Below are 26,333 nucleotides of genomic sequence, written 5' to 3'. Positions count from 1 at the left end.
AACAGGAAAACGTTTTCCATGACAAAAGTCACAAGTTTTAATTTTGTTAATAGCAAGAAAGCTTAACAGCAGAAGAAGTGTGATCTAAAACACATATAAAGCCCCCAACAGTCGGGGGGCTAGCAAAGACAAGCATGTTGTTAAATAGAGACGTGCTATTTCTGGCGAAACACCCAGACAGGGCCAATCAGAAGAAAGAGAAGATCTTCAAAGAATGAAGGCTTCTTACCCTCAATCTTATGGCCAATGAACTGCAACATCCATAATACGGCAAATAAGATCAGTGAAACGAGCAGCACGGGCGCCTGAAGAATTTCCAAAGACCAGATCAAAGAAATACACGCCAGTGTAAAACCAAGCATCATAAGAAACACGCTCAGCGACAGTTTAAAGTAGAAAATCATGACAGGTAGCATCACAATCCAAACCCAGTTCAGAGTAAAACCCAGCAACGAAATCGATGGGATCGACCAGATTAAACCGACAATGGATAGGAAAATCCCCGGCACAGCCACTTTATGGATTTTCTGGTTCACCGGATTTTGATGACTCTCACCGTAATCACTTAACCACTGGGTCAAATCTCGCATCCTTATCCCTCTAAATCATGATCTTATAATATTGTCTATAGCACGAAACTTGAGTAAGTGCCGATCCACAATGAGAGATTCGTGACTACAATCCAGAACGCTTTGCCTGGCGACGCTTTTCCTCATACATTCTGGTATCCGCTAATTTAAGCATGTCGTCCACGTCGTTAAACTCGGGATCAAACATGGCATATCCTACGCTGGCGTGAATGTTGATGAGTTGCTGCTCGTAGATAACTGGGGTATGACAAATTGCTTTCTGCAACTCGATATTAAGAACATCGACATCTTCAGCTTCTGACAACCTCGGAAGCATAATTAAAAATTCATCTCCCCCCATCCGAGCAACAATATCTGAAGCTCTAAGCACACTTTTGATTCGCTCTGCCGTCGCAATCAGAACTTTATCTCCAGCGGCATGACCATAGGTATCATTAATGGATTTAAACTTGTCTAAATCAACATTGAGGATAGCGAACCCATCCCCTTTACCCGAGCGTTTAATAAAATCAAACTGATGTCTAAGCGTATACATAAAGTAACGTCGATTAGGCAAAGAGGTTAACTCGTCATGCAATGCCCGCTGATTGGCATCTTGGTAAAGACGGAAAATCATGCCGAAAGCAGCCATCAAGACCAGCACCATTGGATAACCTAACAAACGAACGGCATGAACCCGATACCACTCGCTCTGCTTTAGTAAGTCATCTTTTGTTGAGGCGGCTATCGTCCAACTTCCATATGGGAAATGAACGGTTTCAATCGCAAATGCCTTATCAAACGTACTCTGAGAACCGTAGAACACCTCCCCTTCCCGACCGGAGCTGTCGATACCACGCATCGCTAGGTTGTACTTAAAAGAGAATGCTTCAACACCGACATCGATAAACAGTGTTTCAAGAGAAATGACGACACTGCATACGCCCCAATAGTGGCGGTTGTATAGTGGGTCAGTAAAAATAGGGATGCGCGCGATAAGTGCCCTGCCGCCCTGAACCAAATTGACGGGACCGGCAATAAAGATCTCTTCGATTTCACGCGCCTTCTTAACCGTTCTCCATTGTCCTGGAACCGTACGGTAATCAAGTCCTAACGCTTTTTCGTTACCTTTCAATGGATAAATGTACTTAATAACGTCATCGGGGGCTAAGCCAATAATCGTCACATGGCTGGCTTTGCGCATAATACTGGAAGCGATTAAGTCCCAACCTGAATACTCGAAACTGGGATTCGAAGCAATAAGGGCTGACAGGCCATTCACCGCGAAGATATCGGAGACAATAGCGGTTTCAAGTTCAGAACGAACAATCGACAACTCTTCTTTAGCTCGCCCCAATAGGCTGTCTCTCAGAAAGTTTTTCTGACTACGGTCAATCGACTCAATCAGTCCTACAGCAATACAAAACAGTGTGATCGCCAGTATGGAAACTGACCATCGGCTGTCAAAGCGATACTTCATTCCACCCCCACAAAAGGCTCATCAGACAATGGAGCAAGTCTCACTTGCTAGCCGATGAGCACTGACACCTCTATATCTAACTCGTTAGAGGTATATAATTATTATTATGGCTATTGTTTTAGCTCTTACATAAAAACTACATTAACTTGAGTGAGTTTTCATCGGTTAAAGATAAAATTATTGATAAGGGAGTGAATTTTGGATCTGTTTGAAGACTTACCTTATGAACAAAGATGGATAGACCTACCTAATGGTCGATTATTGTGGCTAGACAACTTTTTGTCATTCAATGAAGCCGACACACTTATGGCTTCACTCAAAATGGAAACACCTTGGTCTCAGGAACGAATACAGCTTTTTGGACGTAGTGTGCTACAACCGCGTTTGCAAGCTTGGTACGGTGATAAATCCTATACCTACTCTGGCTTGACGATGTCTGCTATGCCAATGACGGAAAGATTACAATCCGTGAAGTCTCGATGCGAAGACGTCGCCAACCAAAGATTCAATTCGGTATTACTTAACTTGTATCGCGATGGCCAGGACTCGATGGGGGCTCATCAGGATAACGAGCCTGAGTTAGGACAAAACCCAACTATTGCTTCTCTCAGTCTTGGCGCGACACGGCGATTTACTCTCAAACACCTACATACAGGGCAAAACCATGATATTGAGCTTAGCCATGGCAGCTTGCTCATCATGGCTGGTGAAATGCAACACTACTGGAAACACGGCTTACCTAAAACGAGCCAAGCGATCGGTGAACGCATCAATCTCACCTTCAGAACCATCTACTAAATCCTTACGCTATTTTTAAGTTTCTGCGCTTCAGCCACTTAGGTAACAATACGCAGGCTACGTTAGCAATGATAATGAGCGAAAGACCTAGCACTTGGTATATATTGTAACTTTCTTTGTAGAACAACACCTGCCATAGCGCGGTAAACAATAAGTTGGTGAAGATGAGCGGAGCTAACTGGGAGCCGGACTCTGCAAGTTTGTAGGCTTTTGAGCGAAATACTTGAGTATTGATGATCAGGAACGCCAACACGCCAAGCACAGTGATTATAAGCCAAGGATTGGTATCAGCTGGCTGATACATAGCTTGATCGTTGGCTAAACTGAACGCTAAAAGCGGAGTAATCACCACGGCAGCATAGAGGAAAGTCCATAAGTTGATTTCAAAAGCATTCAGTCGACTTTTACTGATACGGTATAGACTCAATTGCGAACCCGCGTTAAACACCCCAGCCGCTAGGCCAATCAATAACTCCGGTCGGAAGTTGAAACCACTGACATCGCCCGCCAATAACACAACCCCAGTAAAGGTTGTCACTAGCCCCACAATGTTAATCACACTCAAGTGAACAGAAAATATAAGCTTTTCTAACACTGGAATAAATAGTGGTCCTGTACCAAACAACACTACACTTTCAACGAGAGTCAGATGTTGCAACGAGTAGATAAAACAAACCTGACATGCGCCAATACAGAGCGCTCTGATCCAAAGTGGAACCTGTTCATTGCGATCTGGCCACCTTACTTCTTTGCCAATAAACATCAAAAGAAGCACCATCGCAGGCAAGATAAAACGGAGAAAGCTGAGCAAATTGGCATCAAAATACTCACTTAAAAATTTGGAAAACAATCCAGTTAGTGACAAACTGAATGTTGAAGACAACATGAATAAAACTGGGTACATCTGACTTGGCATAACTCCTCCCTATTTGCTGCTAAGTTTAGGAGTCCGAAGCAGAAATAAAAAACGAGTAATATTTACAGGTTAAGTAAGAAAAACTTACAGATGAAAAAACTAGCACCACTAAAGTCTATCTACTCTTTCATCGCTGTCGCAGAAACAGGCAGTATGACGGATGCGGCCAATGAGTTGAGCGTCAGTCACTCCGCGGTTAGCCAAGCGATTAAATCACTCGAAACGCAAATCGGTCAGGCGTTGTTTCTTCGGGCTGGACGAAAAGTGGTTCTCAACGCTGCTGGCCGCAGGTATTACAAACAAGTGGCACCGGCAATAGAGCAAATTGTTGCGGCCACTCAAAGCTTGATTGACGAACAGCAAAGCCAAAGACTGACACTCAATATGGTCCACTCTCTGGCGATGCACTGGTGGATTCCCCGAGTCAATCGGTTTAATCAGTATGCACCGCAACTGGATATACGCATTTCAAACCTAATCGGTAGCTTTGTTATGGAAAACGAAGGCATTGATGTTGCGATCATCCACGGAAAAACCGACGACTGGCCTGATTACTACTGCGAGCTCTTAGCGAGAGATGAATTAGTGATGGCCGCCAGCCCTGAACTCGTCGATGAAGAAACCACACCAGCATCGTTGTTGGCTCAATACCCCGCCATCGTTGCGGCTAACGACAGGCGAAAATATGACTGGCAGGTATGGTGTGAAAGCCATCAACTCTCCATGCCGAGCTTTGCTAACAATTTGAGTTTTTCTGCTTCAATTCAAGCCGTCCAGGCAACCATTCGCAAACTGGGTGTCTTTGTCACACACCGACAGTTTATCCGGGATGATGTCAGTCACGGCTCGCTGGTCGAAGTGGGCGAACCAGTCCTTAACCCTCATCAGGATTTTTACTTCGCTTGCCAGCCGGAGAAACTCAAAAATGAACACGTTCTGATACTTCGCAATTGGCTTCGTACCGAATTCAGCACTTAACTGGCGCTTATAGATTGTTTTATTATATAGAATGACGCTAAATTGCCACTTTCTCTAAATTAATCATAGAGTTAAAAACGCCAATTTATTAACACTTACTGTATTTGACTTTCAAATACAATAAGTTACCTATGCGCCAAAATTCAGTGTCTTAGATTACCCATAGAATTATAAGCAATGTGACTCATATAATTCATTGATCTCATTAAATTTCCTTTTCTAATACCTTCATTCAGACCCTCGTTTTTCTTCTAGACTTTAATTGCCGGATTGTAAATTTGTGGGCAAGGGTTCAAATGGCGAGTTTTGTAGGACAACACTTAGAAGAAATGGCTGATATGCGCTCTGCTCGCAAGTGCAAAGTCGTGCTTCTCTGCTCCCTAATTGCACTCGTTATACTGACTTATTACGGCTTCACCCATATCGCCAACCAGAACTACCTGTTTGGCACACTCAATATGCTTTGCGTGGGTGTGTTATCTGCCAATCTTTGGTATCTCAAATTTAATCAATCGGCCAATGTTTCAGACTTGATATTGTCGTGCGTTTTACTTTTTGAAGGCGCCATGTTGCTGTTGTTTGGCGACCACATTTCCGATCGCCTTCTCTGGCTTTACCCGATTATGGCGGCCGTTATTTTTGTCTGTGAATTCCGCTATGGATTACTGTTCAGCAGCGGCTTCTACGTTTTTACGGCGATTACCTGCTTGTTTACCGATATCGTATCCGTACCGCTGCAGCTCTCTGTAGATAGGTTCCTGATCAGCTTGTTTGCCCTTGGCTTATTGTGTAACACCTCTTCTTACTTTTACTCTAAAGTCGTCAACTATATTCAATCACTCTACAAGGAAGGGATTGAAGATCTCGCGTATCGCGATCAACTCACCGGGCTTGCGAATCGTTGGAGCTTCGAAAGCTGGGCCATAGAGAAATTGGAAGAAGTACGCAGCGACCCGACGATTACAGCAATGGTGTTTCTCGACATTGATAACTTTAAAACCATCAATGATACCTACGGACATGATGTGGGGGATCGAGTCTTACAACACTTCTCAAAACGGTTAAAAAATAACATTCGTTCTAAAGACAGAAAGACGCAGAAACACGACTATTCAATTGCACGTTTTGCTGGTGATGAGTTTGTCTTACTGCTTTACGATGTGCGAAGCATAAAGGACCTAAACAACATATTGGATCGTATCTGCCACTTGTTTGAAGACAGCTACCAAAGCACAGAAAGAATTAACAAACTGACCGTCAGTGTTGGCGTCGCTATTTATCCGACAGATGCAGACTCACTACCAGAACTGACACGCTGCGCGGACAAAGCGATGTACGCAGCAAAACATGGTGGGAAAAACCAATACCGATATTATCAACGTGATCACTCAGGAGCGATTACCGCAATTGAAAGCGTCAATACAGAGAAGGTGACTCCGATAAATAAGTTTAACGGCTCATGAACATGAGCCATAGACAGATAGCCATCACAACTAACATCCAAGCAGCATAACGAGCAGAGTTGGGTTTATCCTTCTTTGGCACAACAATAGGTTTCATTGCGGTCTCTTTGGCCGCCCTTGCAGCAATCGTCAGTGAGTTATGCTGTGCAATTTGATCACGCCGAGCCTGCGCTTTATTCGCTACTTTACCAAACCGGTGTAACTGATCTGCAGTAAGCTCCTGATTGGGATCGTAACGAGCATGCGGGTCTTTGTGTTTCGGTACTACAGCCATCATCAACCTCCTCTCGAAGCGGTTCCGTCACAAACTAAGTATAGCCAACGATGTAACTGACAAACTTGTTTATTACTTAGCCACATTTCGAAATTTCCGAATAATTAGCCAATTAATACGTTGTATAGCCTTGTATTCACGCCCTTTTACTCATTTATTCAAGCAAAGTCTTTGCCAAGATTTGGAGACATATGAAAATGTTTTTTTGAACAGAAATGTGATCGGAAGGGAAATACACCACTCACCGAAGGCAAGATCATCGTTTGTCGATCGATGTGGTTTTCGCTAAATAGGGACAACACTCGCCGCCTGTATAACAGATACATGCGACGAGCGTGCTGGGTATCCTCTTAGAGGTATTCGCACAAATACGCGGTTGCGACTGCGACTCTAAGATCAAATGACGAGTCCCCTGCTACGTTGAAGGATTCACCTTTGGTGTATGTTTTCCAGTCATCATCGCCAACACGTTTGACTGTTAAACTGCCTTGAACAACCGTCATGCACTCTGGCGCTGCAGTACCGAATGTATACTCGCCCGGAGCCATCACCCCTATGCTCGATTGTGCGCCATCTTGCTCAAACGCCAAAGATTGTACATTCCCTTCAAAATAACGGTTTGCTTTGATCATGCATCCTCCATGAAATTTTCGATAAAAACTAAGCGTTAGAGCTAGGTTTTATCGAAATCATCCGCGCCTAGCAAGCACGTATTCCAACCGCATGCTAGGCGGTGCGTTTACAAAGTGATATAAAAACAGAGAGTTGCCGTATAAATATCCAAAACTAAGGGGAATGCTCGATGTCTAAGGAAGAATCCAAGATCCCAACCAATAGATTATCTCGTTTTGGCCAGATGGCATCATTGGCGACCAAAATAGGCTCCAATGTTGTTGCGGAAGGAACAAAGCAATGGATTAAAGGCAATAAACCCAGTAAACAAGAGTTATTGTTGACCCCGACCAATATCAAACGTCTCACTGATCAATTGGCCCATCTGCGCGGCGCGGCGATGAAAGTCGGCCAAATGCTTTCTATGGATGCGGGTGATCTTCTTTCTCCTGAACTAGCGGATATTTTGGCTCGCTTACGATCTGACGCCAATCCCATGTTGGCAAAACAACTCGCGCAAGTCATGTCGAGCGGGTTAGGTGATGATTGGAAGTCTCAATTCTTGTCATTTAACTTTAAGCCGATAGCCAGCGCTTCAATTGGACAAGTGCACTTTGCTCATACAGATGCAGGCGATCCCGTAGCGGTCAAAGTGCAATATCCTGGCATAAGAAAAAGTATCGACAGCGATGTGGACAATGTAGCGACGCTTCTCAACCTTGTCGGCCTAATTCCCAAAAATGTCGATATCGATGGCCTTCTTCAGCAAGCCAAGGAACAGCTTCATGACGAAGCCAACTATGAAAAAGAAGCCGAGTTTCTCGAAACGTATCGCAGTCATTTGATCGACGATACACGTTTTGAAGTGCCGAGAGTTTACCCTGAAACAAGTTCAGAAACCGTGTTAACCATGTCTTATCTGGAGGGGCAACCCGTTGAAACGCTCTGCGATTGCGACCAAATCACCCGTGATAAGGTAATGACTGCGTTACTATCTCTCCTTTTCCGAGAGCTGTTTGAATATCAACTGGTACAAACCGATCCCAACTTTGCGAATTACCTGTATAACCCGGAGAGTCAAAAAGTCGTTCTACTGGATTTCGGTGCGACCAGAGCATATAGCGACAAAATCAGTCAAGGTTACCAACAAGCGTTCAAAGCAGTGACCAATGAAGATAGCCACGCATTAGATAACGCCCTCTCTCAGATAGGCTTCTTTAGTCAGGATATTGAAAAACAACAGAAAGAAGCCATTTTAAACCTGGTCGAACAGGCTTGTGAGCCCATGCTTCATGATGGGGAGTACGATTTTGGCGTAAGTGATTTATCCATGAGATTGAGGGAAGCAGGGACAGTGTTAAGTATGGAAAAGAACTACTGGCATACTCCTCCAGCAGATGCACTGTTTCTCCATCGTAAGATAGGCGGGCTATACTTATTAGCAGCAAGATTAAAAGCAAAAGTGAATGTTAAGGCGTTGGTGGCACCTTATATTGACTGAAATTAACTGTGCATTTTTTGGGCTGAAGATCAAACTTATTATTGATAATCGATGTCAATGAGAAAACTCTTGCACCACAGCGAACAAATTAAAGGTAAACTTTCGAATTAGTTTCGCTGATCAGAGCAGTTTAATGTGGCGTTAAACAGAACAACCAATGCACCCAGATTTAGAAAGCGCTCTTACATGGAAAAAGAAGCTTTTGTAAAATTATCTTTCGCTACGCTATTTGTCATATTGGCGGTAGCTTTTGCGGCTCTGCTTTTTTTCAGCTATAAAGATTACATTAATCCCAAGCACGTCTACGGCCGTTGGATCGAAATCGGCACTCCTGTATACAATACCGAAATCCTGACGTTTAACGAAATCGGCGTTTATCGAAACGACCGTTTAATCACCACTAACTTCGACTTTGACGGAAAAATAGTGACGGTAACAACGGGCGGTGGTATTTCAATTTATCAAATTGCAGGCACCTTCAAATCGCCACAACTTCGTCGTCTAGAACCAAACAGCCCAACCCAAAAATTTATCAAAGCCGGTTACGAAGACACTGTTGATATGGAAGGTGGCGGCGGCTCTGCCAAGAATCGCCGAGCGGCGTTATCTGAGCATTTCAGTAGCAAGAAGTAAACAAACCTTCGTTTAATACTTAGCCTTTTCCCCATCGACAATGAAGACGAATAAAACCTGTAGGAAAAATGTCGGTAGTTTGCCTACTGACAAGCCTTTATACTTACCCCTATGACGTTAACAATAAGACCTAATAAATGAATGAGTTAGTTGCTTTATTGCCACAGAGCTTGGTAACTATGCTGCAAAGCTGGGATACCAACGTTTTGTTCATCACTGCCGCAAGTTTCTTCGCCTGGATCGCGTGGCGCATCATCTACGGTCGACTAGAGATTCTCGTCAGTAAAACCCAATTCCACTGGGATGATTTGGTTCTACATGCACTCAAAACGCCCGTCAGTACACTGATTTGGTGCTGGCCTGCAACGATTTCGCTTGGATTCATTCTACAAGACTACATGGACTCTAAGCTCAATTGGCTAAGTACTTTAAAACTTCTCTTGGTGATCGCCATCTTTATCTGGATCACCATGCGATTAATTAACAATGTTGAAGAATACGTTTTAAAACAGAAGTCTAGAGACGAGACGACTGTTCAAGCAATAGCCAAAGTATCAAGGCTGTTCTTCATTACCATTGGTATGCTGACCATCATGCAGGCCTTTGGTTTAAGCCTATCTGGTCTACTAACCTTTGGTGGTGTCGGTGGCTTGGTTGTGGGTTTAGCAGCTAAAGACCTCCTCTCTAACTTCTTTGGCGGCATGATGATTTACTTCGATCGCCCATTTAAAGTCGGAGACTGGATCCGCTCTCCGGATCGCCAGATCGAAGGCACCGTCGAGCGCATCGGATGGCGAATGACGATTATCCGCACTTTCGACAAACGACCTCTTTATGTTCCTAACTCAGTATTCAGCAACATAGTGGTGGAGAACCCATCACGAATGCTCAACCGAAGAATCAAAGAGACTATTGGTGTTCGCTACGATGATGGTGAGAAGGTCGCTCAAATCGTAAAAGACATTAAGACAATGCTGAGAAATCACCCTGATATTGATACCAAGCAGACTCTTATCGTCAACTTCAACGCATTTGGCCCGTCATCGCTACAAATGATGGTGTATACCTTTACCAAAACCGTTAACTGGATTCGCTATCATGAAGTCAAAGAAGATGTTCTATTAAAAATCATGTCTATCATTCACAAGCATGACGCTGATATCGCGTACCCAACTCAAACCTTGAAATTTGAGCCGAAATTTTCAGACGAACAAACGCAAGATGGGCTCCAATAGAAGATAAATGCTAACTCACACCAGCGAATTCTGGTTGGCAACAATTCATATCTTTGATAGTCAAACGCTGTATAGCTAAGGGTTTTGATGAGTATAACGACTGACATTAACAAAATGTTAGACCACAACGAGGTCTATATTTCCATACAACTTGAATGTCGCAACAACACTCAAATCTTATCCAATGTCCCTGATACGTATAAGAACACATACTATCAAAACAAGTATGATGAGTTGGACGACACATTTGCCTATACACGTAAACACGCCGGAACAGTTTGTTTCCCAAACAATTTAGGTAATTACAGCTCTGAATACACAAGAGTTATGGCTTCTCACGGCTATCACAACCTGTTCTCATTCTGTATAGAATCTCAAAGTAGCAGCGTGACATTGATAGCATCAGTGCCTTGGCTTCCTACAAACAACACGGTGCATTATCAGAACTATAGAGAGCATGTCGTAAAAAGTGCTAAACAAATAATAAAGTACTTTGCCGACGGGGATTCGCTATCAAAATTGGAAAGCATCGTACACCTTCCTTTTGAATTCGAATAAGAAGGCTTGCGCACATTTAATAGAAGCCCTCATTCGAGGGCTTCTGTTTATGTTTGAGTTACAGGTTCTCTTTCCACTGGGTCTTCGGCGTGTTCGGCATACCAATAGAGCCAGATCATTGATAGACAGACGATAAAGCAGAAACCAAATAACCAGTTGGCGCCTAACCACTCAATCATCATTCCCCCAAGCAATGGACCAATTGCAAAGCCCAATGTATAGAGCGCCGTCGCACCAAAGTAAGAGCCCCTCAGGTGGGCGGGCGCGAGTCGGTCAATTTGAACGTTAATGGTTGGGAAAGTCACCACCTCTCCGAGGCTGATAATAAAGCTGGCTATCGCCCAGCCTATTGCGGCATCTTTTGGTGACAGAATGAATGCCAGTTGCCCAATAGCAATCAGGATCATCCCTATGCGAGTGCGGGTAAAAAGGGGAAGTTTTTCCATCAATTTAAGTAGTGGGAACTGAAAAAGAACAATGGTCGCAGTGTTGATAAACAGCAACATCGCTATCAAAGTGGCCGACTCTTCAATACCACTTCGCACAATAACCTGAGGAACTGACGATTCGAGTTGTGCGTAAACGAACATCAACATTAGGTTAGCCAACATCAACAAGACGAAGATTCGGTCTTTACTAATAACTTTCAACGTCTGGCGGAAATTGGGCAATTGTGAACGATCAGGTTGCTTAAACTTCCCTTTACGTTCAATCCCAAAAAGAATCCAGAAGCAATACACCAAGTGAGTAAAGCCAGTCACCATAAACAAGCTTTGAGGATCCGATAACGCTAGCGTGACACCAATAAGAGGCCCTATTGCTCCACCAATATTAAGCAAAAAGTAACGTGTGTTAAGTGCCAGCTCTCGATCTTTCAAATCATCAAGAGAATCTCCTAACACCGCCTTAGCTGGCCCATCGATAAGAGGATGCATCAAGCCAGTAAAGAGAATGAGAATGTAGAAATGCCAAACTTCACTCGCCAAAGCGATGCCGTTATACGCAAAAAAAGCGATGATACAGCCTGCCGACATCAGCCACTTTCTGCCGAACTTGTCAGATAGATACCCCGAATAGAGCCCAGCAACTGAACCTATCAAGGCAGACGCTGCCAGCATGGAACCGACCTCGATCGCAGAGGTGCCATAATCCTGATAGAGGAAGACGATCAAAAACGGCCAAGCCATGAAATAACTAGTCCGGGCAATGAGTACGCCAATCAGAACTGTCCAAACGGAAAAGTTAAAACGTTTCACCCTTTCCCATTGAAAAAGACTTTGTTCTCTATCCATTGGCTTACTCCTTCATTAACCAGCTTGTTGCATAAGTGTTAACTTAGAGTATATGAGTTTTAAATGTAAAAGATAGCGTTATTTATAATTCCAATAAAAAGGCCCACAATACGCAGGCCTAGTCAAAATATCGCTTATTTTTTAAATAGTTATAGTATCTAATTCTGAAAGCATAAATCGCCTTTTACCCACTTTTCATTCTGGTTTTTCCACCAGAATGACGTATTTATCTCATCATTGAGCTCAAGTGTTTCTCCAACCATAGGTGTCACTAATTTCGCGCCCGTAACTTTGGCTTCTTCGATGAGATCAGTCATGGGCTCATCCCACCTGTGAGCAAACAGCTCGAAAGTGGACCAATGAACTGGGAACAATTGCTCTGCGCCTAGATCCATAAATGCCTGCATCGTATGTCGCGCTTGCATATGCCCCCAGTTTTCGACAGGGAAACCTTTGCCCTCTTTCACATTGGCGGCCACTTCGATGAATGCCATATCAAACGGTCCGAGTTTTTTTCCGATCTCTTTAAAATGTGTGTCGTACGCTGAATCACCGCTGTAAAACAATGAGCCAGATTTGCCATGGATGGCCCAAGAAGCCCAAAGCGTACTATTGGAATCAAAACCAGTACGGCCAGAATTATGGTTTGCTGGGGCTGCAGTCAGCTTAACACCATTGATGGTGGTCGACTCCCACCAATCTAATTCTTGGATCTTAGCAGAGCTTACGCCCCACTTTTCTAAATGGCGCCCTACCGCTAATGGCACCATAAAAACGACATCTTTATCGGCGTAGTAACGAATCGTCGACTCTTCTAAATGGTCATAGTGATCATGTGAAATGACAATGGCGTCTGGTAGAGGTAATTCATCACGTTTCACCGGCGTTTTTACATTGCGAGAAAAAAGCTTCTTCGCCACCCAAGGTGATGCATGCTCAAACACAGGGTCAATAAGGATTCGTGTTCGGTCTATATCGATAAATAGACTGGAGTGTCCTAACCAAGTAACACGCATATCATCACTGCGTTGTGCCAGTTTGACCATATTGACGGGAACATGAGGCAACATGGTTTGAGGCTTGAGGGAGCCTCGTTGGAAAAAGAATTTCCACATCACTGCAGACATACTCTCTGGGCTTGGCACGTTAGGCATTCTAGCCACTACTTTGCCATTTTTAAATTGCTTTGAGTTGACGATTCTTTTCGCTCTCAGCCGCTCGCTCTGTTGACGCTCAACACCGCTTTCGGTGTTAAGAAGCTGGCTGAATCCCATGACACCTAGTGCTGAATTTACCGATGCTTTGATCCTATTGCTCATTTTCATGACCTAGTGGCTACCCAAGAAAGTAAACGATGGTGTATACTTTAGACACTGCAATATTAAAAGTAAACACCATCGTTTACTTTAAGTATCTTGAGATGAGTGCATGATTAAACGAAGCGATATAAAACAAGAAGATATCATCAGATCCGCCATTGAAGTTTTCTCTCAAAAAGGCTTTGAGCAGGCCAGTATGGAAGGTATTTCGAAACATGCTGGGGTTTCAAAACGCACGTTATACAAATACTACCCAAACAAAGATGCTCTATTTGAGGTCATTGTAGATAAGCTAATATGTCGCTTTGATGAACAATGTGAGCTGAAATTTGAACCTTCTTTGTCAGTCGCAGCACAACTTATCGATATCACACTCAAACAGATGTGCTACATCAATACTGACGATTTTCAGATGACCGCACGCTTAGTCATGGCGGAATGTATTCGATGCCCTCACACTTCTCAGTTGCTGATGAAACGTTTTGAGGCTATCGAAGATTCTTACGGTCTTAATCAGTGGGTAAAACAAGGAATTGAGGCTGGGGTGCTTGAAGTCGATGACATATCTATGGCTGTTGAGCAGTTTATCGGCAGCATTAAAGCCGTCGTTTTTTGGCCTCAGCTGCTTGGGCATCAACCTCCAGCAAACTGTGAGCTACTGAAAAGTGCAGTAGAGTGTGCAACTCACACCTTCGTTGCACGTTATCAGACGAAATAACATCTCTTTAGGCAAGAATAGCAAGTCAAGTTCTTGCCTCCCTTTCTGATAATCATTTAATTAGCAATAACTAAATAAAGTCTAACCCTAAAGCAAATTCCAGTTGTAAATAGCTAACACTAATAATTCTTATAAATAAGAATTTTGAACGATTATTATTGTTTCTATTTTGAGAATTCTTAATTATTTTCATCCAAATTAGAAATTGAAATAAATAAGAAATACACGCCCAAATTATTGAGTAAAACATCTAATAATTATCTAACCCACTATTTATTAGTGAGTAATTTAATCTATTTCTCTCAATCTAAAACAATACGCCATCAGTCTTAATATTGAGCCACCCTATATCATTGCAACCTATATAAAGATGTTATAAAAATGCGCCTTGCTATTTTTATTTGTTAAAACCTTACAGGGATTACATGTATTTCAGGAGCTCACAATGAGTGAACGAGGAAGGATACGTATTACCAATTATCACGGTAAAGTCTTTTATCGTCTTATTGACTGCTTGGTAATACTCTGTGCGTTGTATATTGCTATCAAAGCAAATGCCCACATTGTTACCTTAGGCTACATCTCTGCAGGTCTGTTGGGTGTTATCATCTACTCTTTCATCGCTGAAAGTCTGGATATATACAGCCATTGGCGTACTGCTAAACTTCGTTCTCTGGCGCTTTATACTTCTTTTTGTTGGATCTCTACCGTTGGCGGTCTCACGTTACTCAGCTATTTTTCGAAAACTGGCCCAGACTTTTCCCGTCTAATTATTGGTTATTGGATTGTTCTCACTTTCGCAGCTCTTCTTATTTGGCGTACGTTCGCTTTCATGGCGCTTTATTATCTCCACCAGCGAGGCGTTCATACAAAAAAAGCAGCGATTGTAGGTTTAACCCCGCAGGGATTAGAACTATCAAAGAACTTGCGTAATCACCCAGAATTAGGAATTAAACTCACGGGTTTCTATGATGACCGAGAGCCGAAGCGGCTGACCAGTGACTTACCTATATTAGGCACAATAAAAGATGCATTAGCCTTAGCCAAAAATGGCGAAGTGCAAAATATCTATATTGCTTTGCCAATGCAGGCACAAAAACGTATTTCAGATATTTTGGAGGCCTTCTCTGACAGTACTGTAAATACGTATGTCGTGCCCGACTTTTTCACGTTTAACCTATTGCACTCCCGCTGGTATACCATAGGCGAAGTCAACGCATTCAGCATATTCGACACGCCGTTTAATGGGTTATCGACTTGGTTAAAACGCTTAGAAGATTTGGTTTTGAGCAGCTTAATTCTTGTGTTGATCAGCCCAGTTCTTCTTGCCGTCGCGATCGGTGTAAAAATATCTTCTCCGGGCCCCATTATTTTTAAGCAGCTTCGATACGGCCTAGATGGTAAACCGATCAAAGTGTGGAAATTCCGTAGCATGAAGGTCATGGACAATGGCGCTAAGGTCGCTCAGGCAACGAAAAACGACCCGCGAGTGACTAAATTCGGGGCTTTCATTCGTCGTACTTCATTGGACGAGCTCCCTCAGTTTATCAACGTGCTGCAAGGCCGTATGTCTATTGTTGGCCCACGCCCTCACGCTGTCGCGCACAACGAAGAGTATCGCACTATTGTGAACCGCTACATGTTGCGCCATAAAGTGAAACCAGGCATTACAGGTTGGGCTCAGGTAAACGGATGGCGCGGTGAAACCAACACCATCGACAAGATGGAAAAGCGCGTGCAATTCGACCTAGATTACATCCACAGATGGTCTCTATGGTTCGATATTAAGATTGTTTTTCTTACCGTTTTCAAAGGTTTTGTTGGCAAAAATGCCTATTAAGTCATGGACATGATGTTTATTATGAATAGATTCAACAAACTCACATCAATCACAAGCGGGTTTCTGACTCTTGCGGTTTCTCACTCGGTCTATGCGGCGCCAACACCTGTGCCAATTGAAACAGAATCGGGCATCGCAATTGTGCCTTATCTGAACCTCTACAGCGGCTATAACAGTAACGTAGCGAAAGAAGAGTTTGATGAAACCAGCTCTTGGTTCGCTGTCTATGAACCCGGTGTCGGGTTTGAGCTGGAAAGTGACAAACAAAAGCACAATCTCGGCTATCGTATCCAACGTGGTGAATTTTTCAGCTCACAACGCGACAACTATACCGATCATTTTCTTGACCTGACCAGTTACTGGGAAGCGAACTCAAGAAATGCACTCGATCTGCGTTACAGCTTAGCCAAAACACATGAAAACCGTGGTGACAACGATACAACCTCCAACCTCGACTACAACAAATATGTCTCGAACTCTTTCAATCTTGGCTATCGCTATGGCAGCACTGAAGCAAAAGGCCAAATAGAAGCGAATGTTGGCTGGGGTGATTTGTCGTACAAGAACAACCGAAATGTGACTCGATATCAAGATTGGGACGAAGGACGATTCAGTACTGCTTTCTTCTACAAAGCGTTTCCTAAAACATCGCTACTAGCACAGTACATCGTCAATGACCGTAGCTATAACGAAGTGGCGCCGGGCTCCAGTGAACGCGACAGCTTACACCACTTTGTTTACCTAGGTACCTCATGGGATGCCACCGGCAAGCTACGCGGCAGTGTCAAGATTGGTTATCAAAACAAAGAGTTTGACACGCCACAGCGAGAGGATTTTGACTCATTTTCGTGGGACGTTGACGTCGCGTACATGCTGAGAAGCTACTCAGCACTCGAACTGAAATCCAGCCGTAAATCCACTGACCCTAATGGTTTAGGCGGTGCAATTGATACCTCAGTTTACAACGCAAATTGGTCACACAACTGGTCAGAAATTATCTCGACGCACACTGAGCTTTCTTACCTATCTGAAGATTACACAGACAGTAGTCGCAAAGACGATACCTCCAAAGCGAGTGTTTACCTTGATTACGATTTTCGTCGTTGGTTAACGTTCAAAGGCGGAGTGTCATACGAATCTCGCGATTCTAACCTAAGCAACTTTAGCTATGACCAGTCTGTCTATTACGTAGCAGTAGAAGGTGTGATGTAAACTCATGAGATCTCTATTTTCAATTCTGCTGCTTTGTATTTCGTTTCAAGCGCTTGCTAACGATGAGCTTTATCACCTTGGTGTTGGCGACCTGATTAAGGTGCAGGTTTATGACGAACCTGAACTGTCACTGGAAACCCGCGTTAGTGATAGTGGATCTATCGATTATCCTTTCCTTGGCAGCATCGCCCTCAAAGGTCGCACGCTAAGAGAAGTCAAACAATCCATTCACGATGGATTGCTTGACGGCTATCTGGTCAATCCGAACGTTTATGTCAGTGTCGTGGAATATCGTCCTTACTTTATCAACGGCGAAGTCATCACGTCCGGCGGTTACCCGTTTCATCCCGGCCTAACCGTTAATAAAGCCATTACTATTGCGGGTGGATTTACTGAGCGAGCTTCAAAGTCAAAAATCTTCGTTTCGTCCAGCGACGAGCCAGATTCAACACCGACTCGCGTCTCCCTACTTCACCGAATCCAACCTGGTGACATCATCACCGTTGAAGAAAGCTTCTTTTAATTGAATATTATGGAAAACACCCAGAATTCTCCGATGAGCAAAGAAGAGCTCATTGATATCCGCCAGTACTTTAAGGTGCTACTTAACTATAAGTGGCGCATCATCATCTTCTCAATACTGGTCACTGCTCTGGCGATATTGGTAGTACTTTCACTGCCTTCAAAGTACACCGCTAGAGCAACACTTCTTATCGAGTCTAAGCAAGCCAACATCATCTCTATTGAAGAGTTTTATGGCTTAGACACCAAGAGTCAGGAATACTACCTTACTCAAATAGAGATTTTAAAATCAGACCGAGTCTCCGAAGAAGTCATTCGCCGTCTCAATCTGACCAATCACCCTGAGTTTGATCCGCGCGCACAGGAAGAATCCAAAGTCTCTTTAAAAGATCGCTTGATGGAATGGTTTCCAGTCCTACAAGCTTTTAGAAAATCTCTACCTAGCGAAGAGCTTGAGCAGTCAGACTACGCGAGAAACAAGCTGGTACTTTACAAGTTCAAACGCGGATTAGCGATCAACCCGATCCGTAAAACACAGCTTGTACAGGTTTCATATACCAGTAGAGACCCAGAACTATCCGCGCAGATTGCCAATGAAATCGGACGCGTTTTCATGGACAGCAATATTGAAGCGAAAATAGAAGTCACTCAACAAGCGTCGAGCTGGCTAAATGAACGTATTGGTGATTTACGCGAAAAACTGCGTCAATCGGAAGCACAGCTACAGGCGTTCTTGCAACAAGAAGGTCTGGTCGATATCCAAGGGGTGGAAAGCCTAGCCTCACAAGAACTGGCCGAGCTCACTTCTCAACTAAACAAAGCTCGCGATCGTCGCGTTGCTGCTGAAACGCTGTATCAAGTAGCGAGAAACTACAAGTCTGACTCTAATCAGTTGTCAGCGCTTGCTTCGGTACCAGAGATTTCTAACCATCCAACCATTCGTGATGTCAAAGTCGCGGAAGTTCAGGCGGAACGAAAAGTCTCGGAACTCTCTAAGCGTTACGGCCCTAAACACCCTAAGCTCAAGGCAGCAATTGCAGAGCTGGAATCCGTTAAGAAGAACCTTCGCTCAGAGCTAAACCAGCTGCTCAATGGCATCAACAACGAGCTTAAAGCCGCAAGACAAGCCGAACAAACCATTCGTGGTGAACTAGAGAAGCGCAAAGTAGAGTTTCAGGATCTGACCGTCAAGAACGCGAGATACTCAGAGCTGAAGCGCGAAGTACAAACAAACCGCGAGCTGTTTGATTTGTTCCTTAGCCGCCAGAAAGAGACCAATGCATCGAGCGACTTCAACGCCAATATTGCACGTTTTACCGACTATGCGAGCCCTCCGCTTGCCCCGAGTAAGCCAAACCGCAAGATGATCGTCATTCTGGCATTTCTGGCTTCTTTGAGTTTCGGTTGCGTGATGGCCTTTGTTGCCGATGCAGTAAATGACACCTTTACCGATATCAAACAAGTATCAAAACAATTGTCACTCGAAATTCTGGGAATCGTTCCGGCATTGAAAACCAAACGCCCGCTGGATGGCAAAGCTTACTTCGACGAGCGTAACCGCCAGTTGACGGAAGCGGTTCGAACAGTGCGAACTGGATATTTGCTGGCCAACTCAAACAAGTCCAATTCAGTGGTGATGGTGACCTCTTCACAACCCGATGAAGGGAAAACCACATCAGCCCTCAACCTAGCGCTGTCATTAGCACAAATGGAAAAAACCTTGCTGATCGACTGCGATTTGAGAAAGCCGACTGTCGCGCGACGATTTGGCCTACCTTCTGCTCAACCAGGTGTGACTAACATCCTAACCAAAACTCACGCTATCGAAGATTGCATTTATCACGATGAGGAATCTGAGCTGGATATTCTCGCCGCTGGGACATACACCAACAACCCACTTGAGCTTATCTCTTCAACAGGTTTTGGTGATTTCGTTGAGCACCTGAGAACTAAATACGATCGCATCATCATCGATACGCCACCTTGTCTGGCCGTCAGTGATGCCTTCATGCTATCGCGATATGTTGATTCAGCGGTCATCGTCATCAATGCTTCGCATACTCGAACCAAAACAGTACGTGATGTAGTTGGGAAGCTCGCTCAGCAAGGCACAAGGATTGACGGTGTGATCCTTAACAAGCTGAACGTTAAAAAAGCATCCGCTTACAGCGGCTACAAACAGTATCAGTCTTATTACGGAGTCGAAAACGCGTAATGAAAGGCAAGGTTTCCGCTTTGATGTTTAAGCTGGGGCTAGCTGCCTCAGCCATGTTTGTTCTGTTTCTTTCGTATCACTTTGGTGTGGCCTCGCTCTACGCCAAAGCGGTTTCAAATAAAATAGAGCACTGGAATGTCTCTGAGCAGAAGCCGCCATTAGACGAAATAGAAAACGCTGAGAAACTGATCGACGCTAGCCTTAATCACCATTCTTCTCACCCACACTACTTTGACTTACAAGGAAAAGTGTACGAGTGGAAGGCGTACATCAGCGACGATTCAGAGAAGGGAAAATATCTGAGTTTGGCTAAGCAAGCGTACATCAATAGTGCAGAGCTTAGGCCTAACTGGCCGAACACCTGGGCGAATCTGGCCGCTTTGGAAACGCAGCTCAGTGGGAAAAATCGAAGCCAATACCTGATCCAAGCGGATACTCACGGTCCTTTCATTCCCGAGGTGAACCTAAAAATTGCAACGCTGGCACTCTCCAACTGGCAGACATTCACACCTCAGGAAAGGAAGCTGGCGATGCCACATATCTATCGTGCCATCAAACACAAAGACGTTCGCCAGACATTTCGCGATTACCTAACGCAAAGTAACAAGTTTCGCTTTGCTTGTATCGTGATGAAGCAGATGCAGGATGTCGACTATGCGTCGATTGGTTCATGCCGCTATCTCAAAGTATGAGTGTTTCATAATTGAACAAGCGAACGAATCATTTTTAAGAAAAACAGAATGTTAAATCAATATTTGTCGATTAATCAGTATAAGACCATATACTGGCCTTATTAACGCTCACATAGAGTATTCAGGACTTATCACCATGAAAAACAGAATATGGATGTTGATTGCCAGCCTTGCGTTTTCAGCACAAACAATGGCAGAAGAAACACCAAATGTGGCCTGTTCCGATCTCGACGCAGTCCAATCGTCTTTAGATAGCGCAACGGACCTGACTTCAACTCTCGCCAGTTTGTTAGCCAGCTGTCCTGACCAAACAACCGATATTCTCTCTCTTGCTGCTCAAAACCATTCCGATGACAGTCTGGCTGTACTCGAAGCGGCAACCCAATCTCTGGCACCTGAACAAATCGCCAAAGCAACAGCGATTGTAGTTAGCCATGCCAATCCAGATGCGTACGAACAGCTTATTCAACAAGCGGTGTTCTCTGCTCCTGACTATGCTCAGGATATCGTCGACGCTGTCGCCGAACTCAATTTGCTCGACCCAACAGACATTCTGATTGCCGCGATTTCTGGCGGTGCTGACCCGGCATTAATCAGTGAACCAACCGCTGCGGGTATTGCAACCGCTCCACCTTTAGCGGTTAACCCAGGCGCAACTACCGCATTGGGTACTGGCAATGGTAGCGGTGGCGGTACTGCCTCGCCAAATTGAGTTTTGATATGTCTATTCAAGGCAGGCCATGAGCCTGCCTCTTTTTTGTGCTGTTTTTATGACCAATTATCTTGAACGTCTGATCTACCCACTGTTTCTTTTATTTGTATTTTGGCTACCGATCCCACTCGGAGGAAACAGACCTTGGGCGTGGTCGATCAATGAATTCTTCGTAGCGGGATTACTGCTGTTTTGTATTGTGTGTTACTCCAGTGATCACTGGATTCATCATTTAAAACGAACTCGGTGGGTATTGATCCCACTTGCAATATTTACCCTCTGGGCTTTTGTCCAACCCGTTCTGCCCTTTGGTTTGTTTGAGGACACCGGGCTAGCACTCGTTTCCTCGGTTAAAACCCTGCATTATTTGCAGATCTGCCTGATCGCTTCCGTCGTTATCACCAATATGCCGCGCCTCAAAGCGCTAATTCTTGTCATGGTCAGCAGCGGTGTGTGTCAGGGGTTTTATGCCGGTGTCATTCAGTTGATTGATCTTCCCTTATCACCCGTTTTTGATTTGCCCAATGGGCATCGAGCGTCTGGCAGCTTCGTTTACCACAATCATTTAGCCAACTTTCTGATGATTAACCTATGCATTGGCTTTGGGCTGCTCATCTCCCAATTGCAAGACAGTCAAAAGCAAAGCATCACCCTATCGGCACAGCGCTTCTTCGCTGTATTCCTATCCGATAAGGCTTTTATCCGCCTGGGTTTGATTATCATGGTGATTGCCTTAGTGCTGACGCGTTCAAGAATGGGGAATGTGGCGTTTTTCATCGCCTTAACCACAGGCAGTTTGCTTCTGTTACTCCTGTATAAGAACAAGCCTAAGAGTATGTACGTTTTGATTGCCAGCCTGTTTGTGATCGATACGGTCATCGTCAGCACTTGGTTTGGCTTAGAAAAAGTCAAACAACGTTTGGTGGAAACCAGCCTGAGCAATGAATCGCGTGACGACGTGGTTTACGCCGCATTGGAGGCAATTCAACATCAACCTTTGCTTGGCTTGGGGGGAGGCAGTTTTTACTCGTCGTTTCAGGCCTACAACAACGGAAAGATTCAACTCTTTTACGATCACGCCCACAACGACTATATCCAATTTGTCTTCGAGTATGGTCTGATTGGTACATCAATACTGGCAGTGGCTGTTGTCGCCGCTCTGCTTAAGTCGATGCAAGCTTTTCGAAATCGACGCAGCCGTCAGATGAAAGGGGCGGGGCTTGGGGCTTTTATGGCTATATTGGGGATGCTCATCCACATGAGTGTTGATTTCCCACTGCAAGCACCAGCAACGACTATCTATTTCTTACTTTGTCTACTCATCGCTCACTGGGCTTTTGCCATCCCTGCCGTAAAACGTAAACGCTCAGATGACTAGCGAGTAAGCGAACACTCCCTCGCAATGAGGGAGTGTTCCTTTTTCATTACAATTGCTTTTCTACGATTTCTTCCAGTTTATCGTAAGGTACATAACCTGGTATCACGCTCTCGCCGACAATCAAAGCAGGCGTTCCACGCAAACCGAAGCCATTGAACAACGCGTAATTGTTTTCCAACTGCTTTTCAATATCTTCAGGGTTGTTCAGGTACTGTTCTGTACCTGTTTTCTTGGCAATTTTAGCCAGAGAAATTGCATCGTGGGTACCTGGTTTCGCCACTAGCAACTCGTGAACTTGAGGATACTTGTCACGTGCGTTTTGCCACACATTCAAAGCATAACCCGCCGAGTTAACACTCGAAGAACCTTCTTTCAGCGGAACATACAAGTTAACGACTTTGATCTGCGGGTAGTCCTTTACCAGCTTCTGCAATTCAAGATCTAGCTTCTTACAATAAGGGCAGCTGTAATCCGTCACGTTAACCAAGGTTAATTCCGCATTTTCTGCACCTATAGAGGTGTGCTTAGGGTCATTGATGTACGCTTGGCTGCTCGACAGCAACTGATCAAATTGTTGCTGCTGTTTAACGTACATGCCCAGACTCTCATGAAGCCCTTCGACGACACTTGGATTGGCTTTGAGCATCTCGACAATTTCGTTGATTTTCTCGTCCTGATTTTGAGCTTGAGCCAGAGGCGATAGCGCCATAACGCCCATCGCCAGTGCTATTGTTAATTTCTTAATCACTTTATTGTTCCTATTGATTTAACCAAAGTCTGGCTAACATACCTGGTGGTGTAATGATGCCTGTTGTAATGCTTTCCACCTTGCCATCTTTGATTATGAAAATGGTTGGGGTTACGGAGATATTCCAACGATTGAATATCTCCCCTCTTTCATCATTAATATTGCTAAATTGATACTCTTGAGCCTGTATAAACTGGCGAACTCGAGCGGAGGTTCCTGACGAACCAGCGACACCGATGACTGGATAATACTGACTCAACCAGTCAACCGTTGGGCTGACAAACTTACACGCAGGACACCAAGTCGCCCAGAAATAGACCATCACTGGCTGCTCATAGCTCATGGCAATCACATCGACCGACTCTCCATCCAGAGTGACACCCGTGATCGGCGGCGCCGATTCAGTCGGTAGGCTCTGGCTACGAAACCAGTCCATTGCCGCAGAAATCGCAATGGCCAATACCACCAGAATCAAAATCTCTTTAAGCCAGTAACGCAGAGAACGTTTCACTAACTGTTCCCTCCCCCAGCGGATGCAATGGCTTCCATCACAGCCTCGCTTGATAAGATGACAGGTAATGGGATACCTTCGGGAGCACTTGGCCCATAGACAATGTTAAACGGCACACCAAATCGGCCATTGGCACGCAGGTAATCCGTCACTAATCCATCTGGATGCGTCCAATCCCCTTCAATCAGAGTGACCGATGGGTGCTTCAGTGCCGAATAGACAGGATCTTGTAGAATGACGCCAATTTTGTTCGCTTTACAAGTGACACACCAATCTGCCGTCACGTTAACAAATACGGTTTGGCCTTGACTCACGGCTTGCTCAATCCGCTCATTAGATAAGCGCTCCCAAACCAAATCATCTGGCAAGGGTGTTGCCCAGTGATCAGTGGTCATGCTCGCTAGAACAAAACCGCCCGCTATCAAGAGCACAGCACCACCTCCTGAAATCGCCATGGCTTTGTCGCCATACACCTTTTTCACGCGAATCAGTACAACCACAAATGCCACCAAGGCAATAAGCAGCGTCCAGAACGGAGGAATGTGGTTATTGAGTAATGTGAGTAGCCAAATACTGGTCGCCAGCATCATGACGCCGAACAAGAGTTTGAGCTTATTCATCCATGCGCCTGGTTTCGGCAGCAGTTTTGCAATACCTGGGAAAAGCGCAACACCAATCCAAGGAAGCGCCATCCCTACGGCTAAGGCAGTAAAGATCGTAAACAGCTCCAGTGAGCTAGCGGCTAATGCAAAAGCTACCGCTGTTCCTAAGAACGGGGCAGAACACGGAGTGGCAAGCAAGGTAGCAAACATACCTTGGGTAAAGTGTCCGGCATAGGAATTATCGCCTTTTGATGCAGCCCAAGTATTGGTTTTCGAAGACAGGCGGATCTCGAACAGTCCCAACATGTTGGCACCAAACAGACTGGTGACCAGCACCATAATGGCAATAAACCAACCGCTTTGGAACTGAATCCCCCAACCCACTGCATTTCCAGTCAACTTAAGTATCAACAGGAAACCAGCCAGCAACCAAAATGAGGTAAGAATACCGGCCGAAGACGCGAGAAATTGCCAGCGGATCTGGCGTCGTTCAACACCTTGAACTGCCACAATACTGCTGAGTTTCATACCCAAGACAGGTAGAACACATGGCATGACGTTAAGAATCAAACCGCCGAACAGAGCAAAGCCAATCATCTGCAATAGAGAGATATCGGTCTTGGTCACTACCCCATTTGAGACGGTGACGTCCTGTTCAGCCAGAAAGTTGTTGTCTTGAACCGTGACAAAAATACTCTGATCAATAAAACTGATGTCGCCTAGCCAACTCGACACATCAAACGTTGCCGTAACTGTATCTCCATCAACACTATAGCCGGTCAGTTTGTAGCTGTACTCCTTTGCATCATCCGAATGCCCGTCGACAATAAAGTTTGGGTCCTCCCAACCAAGCGCTTTGGTCATCTGAACTTGAAGAAATTTGGCATTCGCATCCCAGGTTGCTTTTGCATTCGACAACAAAGGCGAAGACTTAGGCACCTGGCTGATGGCTTGGGCATGCGTATAAAGTGCGTCTTGATTGATAATCAGCTCACTTGGAGTGAAAGTGAGTGAAAATGGGTAATCCGTAAGCACACAAATCGTGGTACACGACGACATCGTTAGCTTAGCATCCAATACCACTGGTTGAGTAAAATCCTTGACTGCTAGCGTCATAGGAATCACGGTTTTATCTTTATAGCCCAGAGTATTAATGCCAAGCAAACTGAACTGTTCCGGGTAAGGCCAATGCCACTCTACGTTTTCAAGATTGGTCGACTCTCCCCAATCAATAGAAGGAGCAACACCACCTTCTCCCGGGCTGCGCCAGTAGGTCTTCCAGTCGTCATCCAGTTCAACTTCTAGAAAGCCTTCTACGGTTTTACTCGCAGCGTCAGCCTGCCCCGTAAGAACAAAGCGAGTTTTGAGCGGCGGATGCTCCTGTTTGATCATCCAGCCGGTATCGACTTCTGCAAAGGCTTGGGTGGTGAATAGCAAGGTACTCAGTGCAAACAACAGAGAGATTGCACTCATGACCATGTCTTTTAATAAACTTCTCATGTGTATTTCCAAAATAGTCACCATTTTTTGTAAATGGTTGATATAACAGACGTAT

Annotated in this window: 24 protein-coding genes; 14 read left to right on the top strand and 10 right to left on the bottom strand. The window is 44.6% G+C overall.

Translation table 11 applies throughout. The annotated features are described in order from the left end of the window. Window positions 1-155 precede the first annotated feature (155 nt). On the bottom strand, window positions 156-590 hold the full coding sequence (locus tag F0265_RS10775; protein ID WP_171748881.1) for an Mpo1-like protein: 435 nt from the start codon (window positions 588-590) through the stop codon (window positions 156-158). 85 nt (window positions 591-675) lie between these two features. After that, window positions 676-2,049 (bottom strand): diguanylate cyclase, encoded by a 1,374-nt coding sequence (locus F0265_RS10770; protein ID WP_171748880.1) that lies wholly within the window; start codon window positions 2,047-2,049, stop codon window positions 676-678. 198 nt (window positions 2,050-2,247) lie between these two features. On the opposite strand from F0265_RS10770, the gene F0265_RS10765 reads away from it, so the two are divergent. After that, window positions 2,248-2,847 (top strand): alpha-ketoglutarate-dependent dioxygenase AlkB, encoded by a 600-nt coding sequence (locus tag F0265_RS10765; RefSeq protein ID WP_171748879.1) that lies wholly within the window; start codon window positions 2,248-2,250, stop codon window positions 2,845-2,847. A 4-nt stretch (window positions 2,848-2,851) separates the two neighbouring features. On the opposite strand, the gene F0265_RS10760 is transcribed toward F0265_RS10765, so the two are convergent. After that, window positions 2,852-3,763, bottom strand: coding sequence for a DMT family transporter (locus F0265_RS10760; protein ID WP_171748878.1), 912 nt, complete (start codon window positions 3,761-3,763; stop codon window positions 2,852-2,854). A 90-nt stretch (window positions 3,764-3,853) separates the two neighbouring features. Between F0265_RS10760 and F0265_RS10755 the strand changes: the two genes are divergently transcribed. Together F0265_RS10755 and F0265_RS10750 are read left to right on the top strand one after the other, a co-directional pair. Next, on the top strand, window positions 3,854-4,741 hold the full coding sequence (locus F0265_RS10755) for a LysR substrate-binding domain-containing protein (RefSeq protein ID WP_171748877.1): 888 nt from the start codon (window positions 3,854-3,856) through the stop codon (window positions 4,739-4,741). A 296-nt stretch (window positions 4,742-5,037) separates the two neighbouring features. Next, a complete protein-coding gene (locus tag F0265_RS10750; protein WP_171748876.1) occupies window positions 5,038-6,204 on the top strand; it encodes a GGDEF domain-containing protein in 1,167 nt (388 codons plus the stop codon). On the opposite strand, the gene F0265_RS10745 is transcribed toward F0265_RS10750, so the two are convergent. Further along, window positions 6,191-6,478 (bottom strand): hypothetical protein, encoded by a 288-nt coding sequence (locus tag F0265_RS10745; RefSeq protein ID WP_171749132.1) that lies wholly within the window; start codon window positions 6,476-6,478, stop codon window positions 6,191-6,193. The genes F0265_RS10750 and F0265_RS10745 overlap by 14 nt on opposite strands. A 350-nt stretch (window positions 6,479-6,828) precedes the next feature. Next, the gene (locus F0265_RS10740; RefSeq protein WP_171748875.1) at window positions 6,829-7,110 is read right to left on the bottom strand and encodes a pyrimidine/purine nucleoside phosphorylase; all 282 of its coding nucleotides are present in this window, start codon (window positions 7,108-7,110) and stop codon (window positions 6,829-6,831) included. A 170-nt stretch (window positions 7,111-7,280) separates the two neighbouring features. Between F0265_RS10740 and F0265_RS10735 the strand changes: the two genes are divergently transcribed. From F0265_RS10735 to F0265_RS10725, 3 genes are all read left to right on the top strand, one after another. After that, entirely contained in the window at window positions 7,281-8,591 is a 1,311-nt protein-coding gene (locus tag F0265_RS10735; protein ID WP_171748874.1) for an AarF/ABC1/UbiB kinase family protein, read from the top strand. A gap of 186 nt (window positions 8,592-8,777) precedes the next feature. Further along, a complete protein-coding gene (locus tag F0265_RS10730; RefSeq protein ID WP_171748873.1) occupies window positions 8,778-9,224 on the top strand; it encodes a DUF2850 domain-containing protein in 447 nt (148 codons plus the stop codon). 137 nt (window positions 9,225-9,361) lie between these two features. Continuing rightward, window positions 9,362-10,459, top strand: a complete 1,098-nt coding sequence (locus tag F0265_RS10725) for a mechanosensitive ion channel family protein (RefSeq protein WP_171748872.1) — start codon at window positions 9,362-9,364, stop codon at window positions 10,457-10,459. A 605-nt stretch (window positions 10,460-11,064) separates the two neighbouring features. Here F0265_RS10725 and F0265_RS10720 read toward each other — a convergent pair. Together F0265_RS10720 and F0265_RS10715 are read right to left on the bottom strand one after the other, a co-directional pair. Further along, entirely contained in the window at window positions 11,065-12,309 is a 1,245-nt protein-coding gene (locus F0265_RS10720; protein WP_171748871.1) for an MFS transporter, read from the bottom strand. A 158-nt stretch (window positions 12,310-12,467) separates the two neighbouring features. Then, window positions 12,468-13,628: an MBL fold metallo-hydrolase gene (locus F0265_RS10715; protein ID WP_171748870.1), complete on the bottom strand. Its 1,161-nt coding sequence runs from the start codon at window positions 13,626-13,628 to the stop codon at window positions 12,468-12,470. Window positions 13,629-13,737: 109 nt separating this feature from the next. Between F0265_RS10715 and F0265_RS10710 the strand changes: the two genes are divergently transcribed. From F0265_RS10710 to F0265_RS10675, 8 genes are all read left to right on the top strand, one after another. Next, entirely contained in the window at window positions 13,738-14,346 is a 609-nt protein-coding gene (locus F0265_RS10710; protein WP_171748869.1) for a TetR/AcrR family transcriptional regulator, read from the top strand. 445 nt (window positions 14,347-14,791) lie between these two features. Further along, window positions 14,792-16,186, top strand: coding sequence for an exopolysaccharide biosynthesis glycosyltransferase VpsL (gene vpsL / locus F0265_RS10705; RefSeq protein ID WP_171748868.1), 1,395 nt, complete (start codon window positions 14,792-14,794; stop codon window positions 16,184-16,186). Between the two features lie 12 nt (window positions 16,187-16,198). Next, window positions 16,199-17,398, top strand: a complete 1,200-nt coding sequence (locus F0265_RS10700; protein WP_171749131.1) for an outer membrane beta-barrel protein — start codon at window positions 16,199-16,201, stop codon at window positions 17,396-17,398. Window positions 17,399-17,402: 4 nt separating this feature from the next. Beyond that, window positions 17,403-17,921: an exopolysaccharide export protein VpsN gene (gene vpsN / locus F0265_RS10695; RefSeq protein WP_171748867.1), complete on the top strand. Its 519-nt coding sequence runs from the start codon at window positions 17,403-17,405 to the stop codon at window positions 17,919-17,921. Between the two features lie 9 nt (window positions 17,922-17,930). Next, complete coding sequence (gene vpsO, locus F0265_RS10690) at window positions 17,931-20,135, top strand: exopolysaccharide regulatory tyrosine autokinase VpsO (protein WP_171748866.1); 2,205 nt, start codon at window positions 17,931-17,933, stop codon at window positions 20,133-20,135. Continuing rightward, window positions 20,135-20,827, top strand: a complete 693-nt coding sequence (locus F0265_RS10685) for a VpsP family polysaccharide biosynthesis protein (protein WP_171748865.1) — start codon at window positions 20,135-20,137, stop codon at window positions 20,825-20,827. The genes vpsO and F0265_RS10685 overlap by 1 nt, the downstream gene beginning before the upstream one ends. A gap of 136 nt (window positions 20,828-20,963) precedes the next feature. Continuing rightward, window positions 20,964-21,539, top strand: coding sequence for a hypothetical protein (locus tag F0265_RS10680; protein WP_253809420.1), 576 nt, complete (start codon window positions 20,964-20,966; stop codon window positions 21,537-21,539). A 58-nt stretch (window positions 21,540-21,597) separates the two neighbouring features. Then, a complete protein-coding gene (locus F0265_RS10675; RefSeq protein ID WP_171748864.1) occupies window positions 21,598-22,917 on the top strand; it encodes an O-antigen ligase in 1,320 nt (439 codons plus the stop codon). A 46-nt stretch (window positions 22,918-22,963) separates the two neighbouring features. On the opposite strand, the gene F0265_RS10670 is transcribed toward F0265_RS10675, so the two are convergent. Genes F0265_RS10670 through F0265_RS10660 form a run of 3 tightly spaced genes read right to left on the bottom strand, consistent with a single transcriptional unit; the run spans window position 22,964 to window position 26,278 of the window. Beyond that, on the bottom strand, window positions 22,964-23,665 hold the full coding sequence (locus tag F0265_RS10670; RefSeq protein WP_171748863.1) for a thioredoxin domain-containing protein: 702 nt from the start codon (window positions 23,663-23,665) through the stop codon (window positions 22,964-22,966). 10 nt (window positions 23,666-23,675) lie between these two features. Further along, window positions 23,676-24,176, bottom strand: a complete 501-nt coding sequence (locus tag F0265_RS10665) for a thioredoxin domain-containing protein (RefSeq protein ID WP_171748862.1) — start codon at window positions 24,174-24,176, stop codon at window positions 23,676-23,678. Further along, window positions 24,176-26,278, bottom strand: a complete 2,103-nt coding sequence (locus F0265_RS10660; RefSeq protein ID WP_171748861.1) for a protein-disulfide reductase DsbD domain-containing protein — start codon at window positions 26,276-26,278, stop codon at window positions 24,176-24,178. The genes F0265_RS10665 and F0265_RS10660 overlap by 1 nt, the downstream gene beginning before the upstream one ends. Window positions 26,279-26,333 lie beyond the last annotated feature (55 nt).

Source organism: Vibrio sp. RE88 (genome assembly GCF_013113835.1).
Taxonomy (GTDB): Bacteria; Pseudomonadota; Gammaproteobacteria; order Enterobacterales; family Vibrionaceae; genus Vibrio.
This window is presented reverse-complemented; position numbering and strand designations above follow the sequence as displayed.

What these genes read in the sequence shown, in the direction of transcription:
- F0265_RS10720 (WP_171748871.1), bottom strand. Translation starts at nt 12,309, where the DNA reads ATGGATAGAGAACAAAGTCTTTTTCAATGGGAAAGGGTGAAACGTTTT.
- F0265_RS10775 (WP_171748881.1), bottom strand. Translation starts at nt 590, where the DNA reads ATGCGAGATTTGACCCAGTGGTTAAGTGATTACGGTGAGAGTCATCAA.
- vpsO (WP_171748866.1), top strand. Translation starts at nt 17,931, where the DNA reads ATGGAAAACACCCAGAATTCTCCGATGAGCAAAGAAGAGCTCATTGAT.
- F0265_RS10680 (WP_253809420.1), top strand. Translation starts at nt 20,964, where the DNA reads ATGAAAAACAGAATATGGATGTTGATTGCCAGCCTTGCGTTTTCAGCA.
- vpsL (WP_171748868.1), top strand. Translation starts at nt 14,792, where the DNA reads ATGAGTGAACGAGGAAGGATACGTATTACCAATTATCACGGTAAAGTC.
- F0265_RS10660 (WP_171748861.1), bottom strand. Translation starts at nt 26,278, where the DNA reads ATGAGAAGTTTATTAAAAGACATGGTCATGAGTGCAATCTCTCTGTTG.
- F0265_RS10760 (WP_171748878.1), bottom strand. Translation starts at nt 3,763, where the DNA reads ATGCCAAGTCAGATGTACCCAGTTTTATTCATGTTGTCTTCAACATTC.
- F0265_RS10755 (WP_171748877.1), top strand. Translation starts at nt 3,854, where the DNA reads ATGAAAAAACTAGCACCACTAAAGTCTATCTACTCTTTCATCGCTGTC.
- F0265_RS10750 (WP_171748876.1), top strand. Translation starts at nt 5,038, where the DNA reads ATGGCGAGTTTTGTAGGACAACACTTAGAAGAAATGGCTGATATGCGC.
- F0265_RS10725 (WP_171748872.1), top strand. Translation starts at nt 9,362, where the DNA reads ATGAATGAGTTAGTTGCTTTATTGCCACAGAGCTTGGTAACTATGCTG.
- F0265_RS10685 (WP_171748865.1), top strand. Translation starts at nt 20,135, where the DNA reads ATGAAAGGCAAGGTTTCCGCTTTGATGTTTAAGCTGGGGCTAGCTGCC.
- F0265_RS10700 (WP_171749131.1), top strand. Translation starts at nt 16,199, where the DNA reads ATGTTTATTATGAATAGATTCAACAAACTCACATCAATCACAAGCGGG.
- F0265_RS10715 (WP_171748870.1), bottom strand. Translation starts at nt 13,628, where the DNA reads ATGAGCAATAGGATCAAAGCATCGGTAAATTCAGCACTAGGTGTCATG.
- vpsN (WP_171748867.1), top strand. Translation starts at nt 17,403, where the DNA reads ATGAGATCTCTATTTTCAATTCTGCTGCTTTGTATTTCGTTTCAAGCG.
- F0265_RS10740 (WP_171748875.1), bottom strand. Translation starts at nt 7,110, where the DNA reads ATGATCAAAGCAAACCGTTATTTTGAAGGGAATGTACAATCTTTGGCG.
- F0265_RS10735 (WP_171748874.1), top strand. Translation starts at nt 7,281, where the DNA reads ATGTCTAAGGAAGAATCCAAGATCCCAACCAATAGATTATCTCGTTTT.
- F0265_RS10730 (WP_171748873.1), top strand. Translation starts at nt 8,778, where the DNA reads ATGGAAAAAGAAGCTTTTGTAAAATTATCTTTCGCTACGCTATTTGTC.
- F0265_RS10710 (WP_171748869.1), top strand. Translation starts at nt 13,738, where the DNA reads ATGATTAAACGAAGCGATATAAAACAAGAAGATATCATCAGATCCGCC.
- F0265_RS10745 (WP_171749132.1), bottom strand. Translation starts at nt 6,478, where the DNA reads ATGGCTGTAGTACCGAAACACAAAGACCCGCATGCTCGTTACGATCCC.
- F0265_RS10770 (WP_171748880.1), bottom strand. Translation starts at nt 2,049, where the DNA reads ATGAAGTATCGCTTTGACAGCCGATGGTCAGTTTCCATACTGGCGATC.
- F0265_RS10675 (WP_171748864.1), top strand. Translation starts at nt 21,598, where the DNA reads ATGACCAATTATCTTGAACGTCTGATCTACCCACTGTTTCTTTTATTT.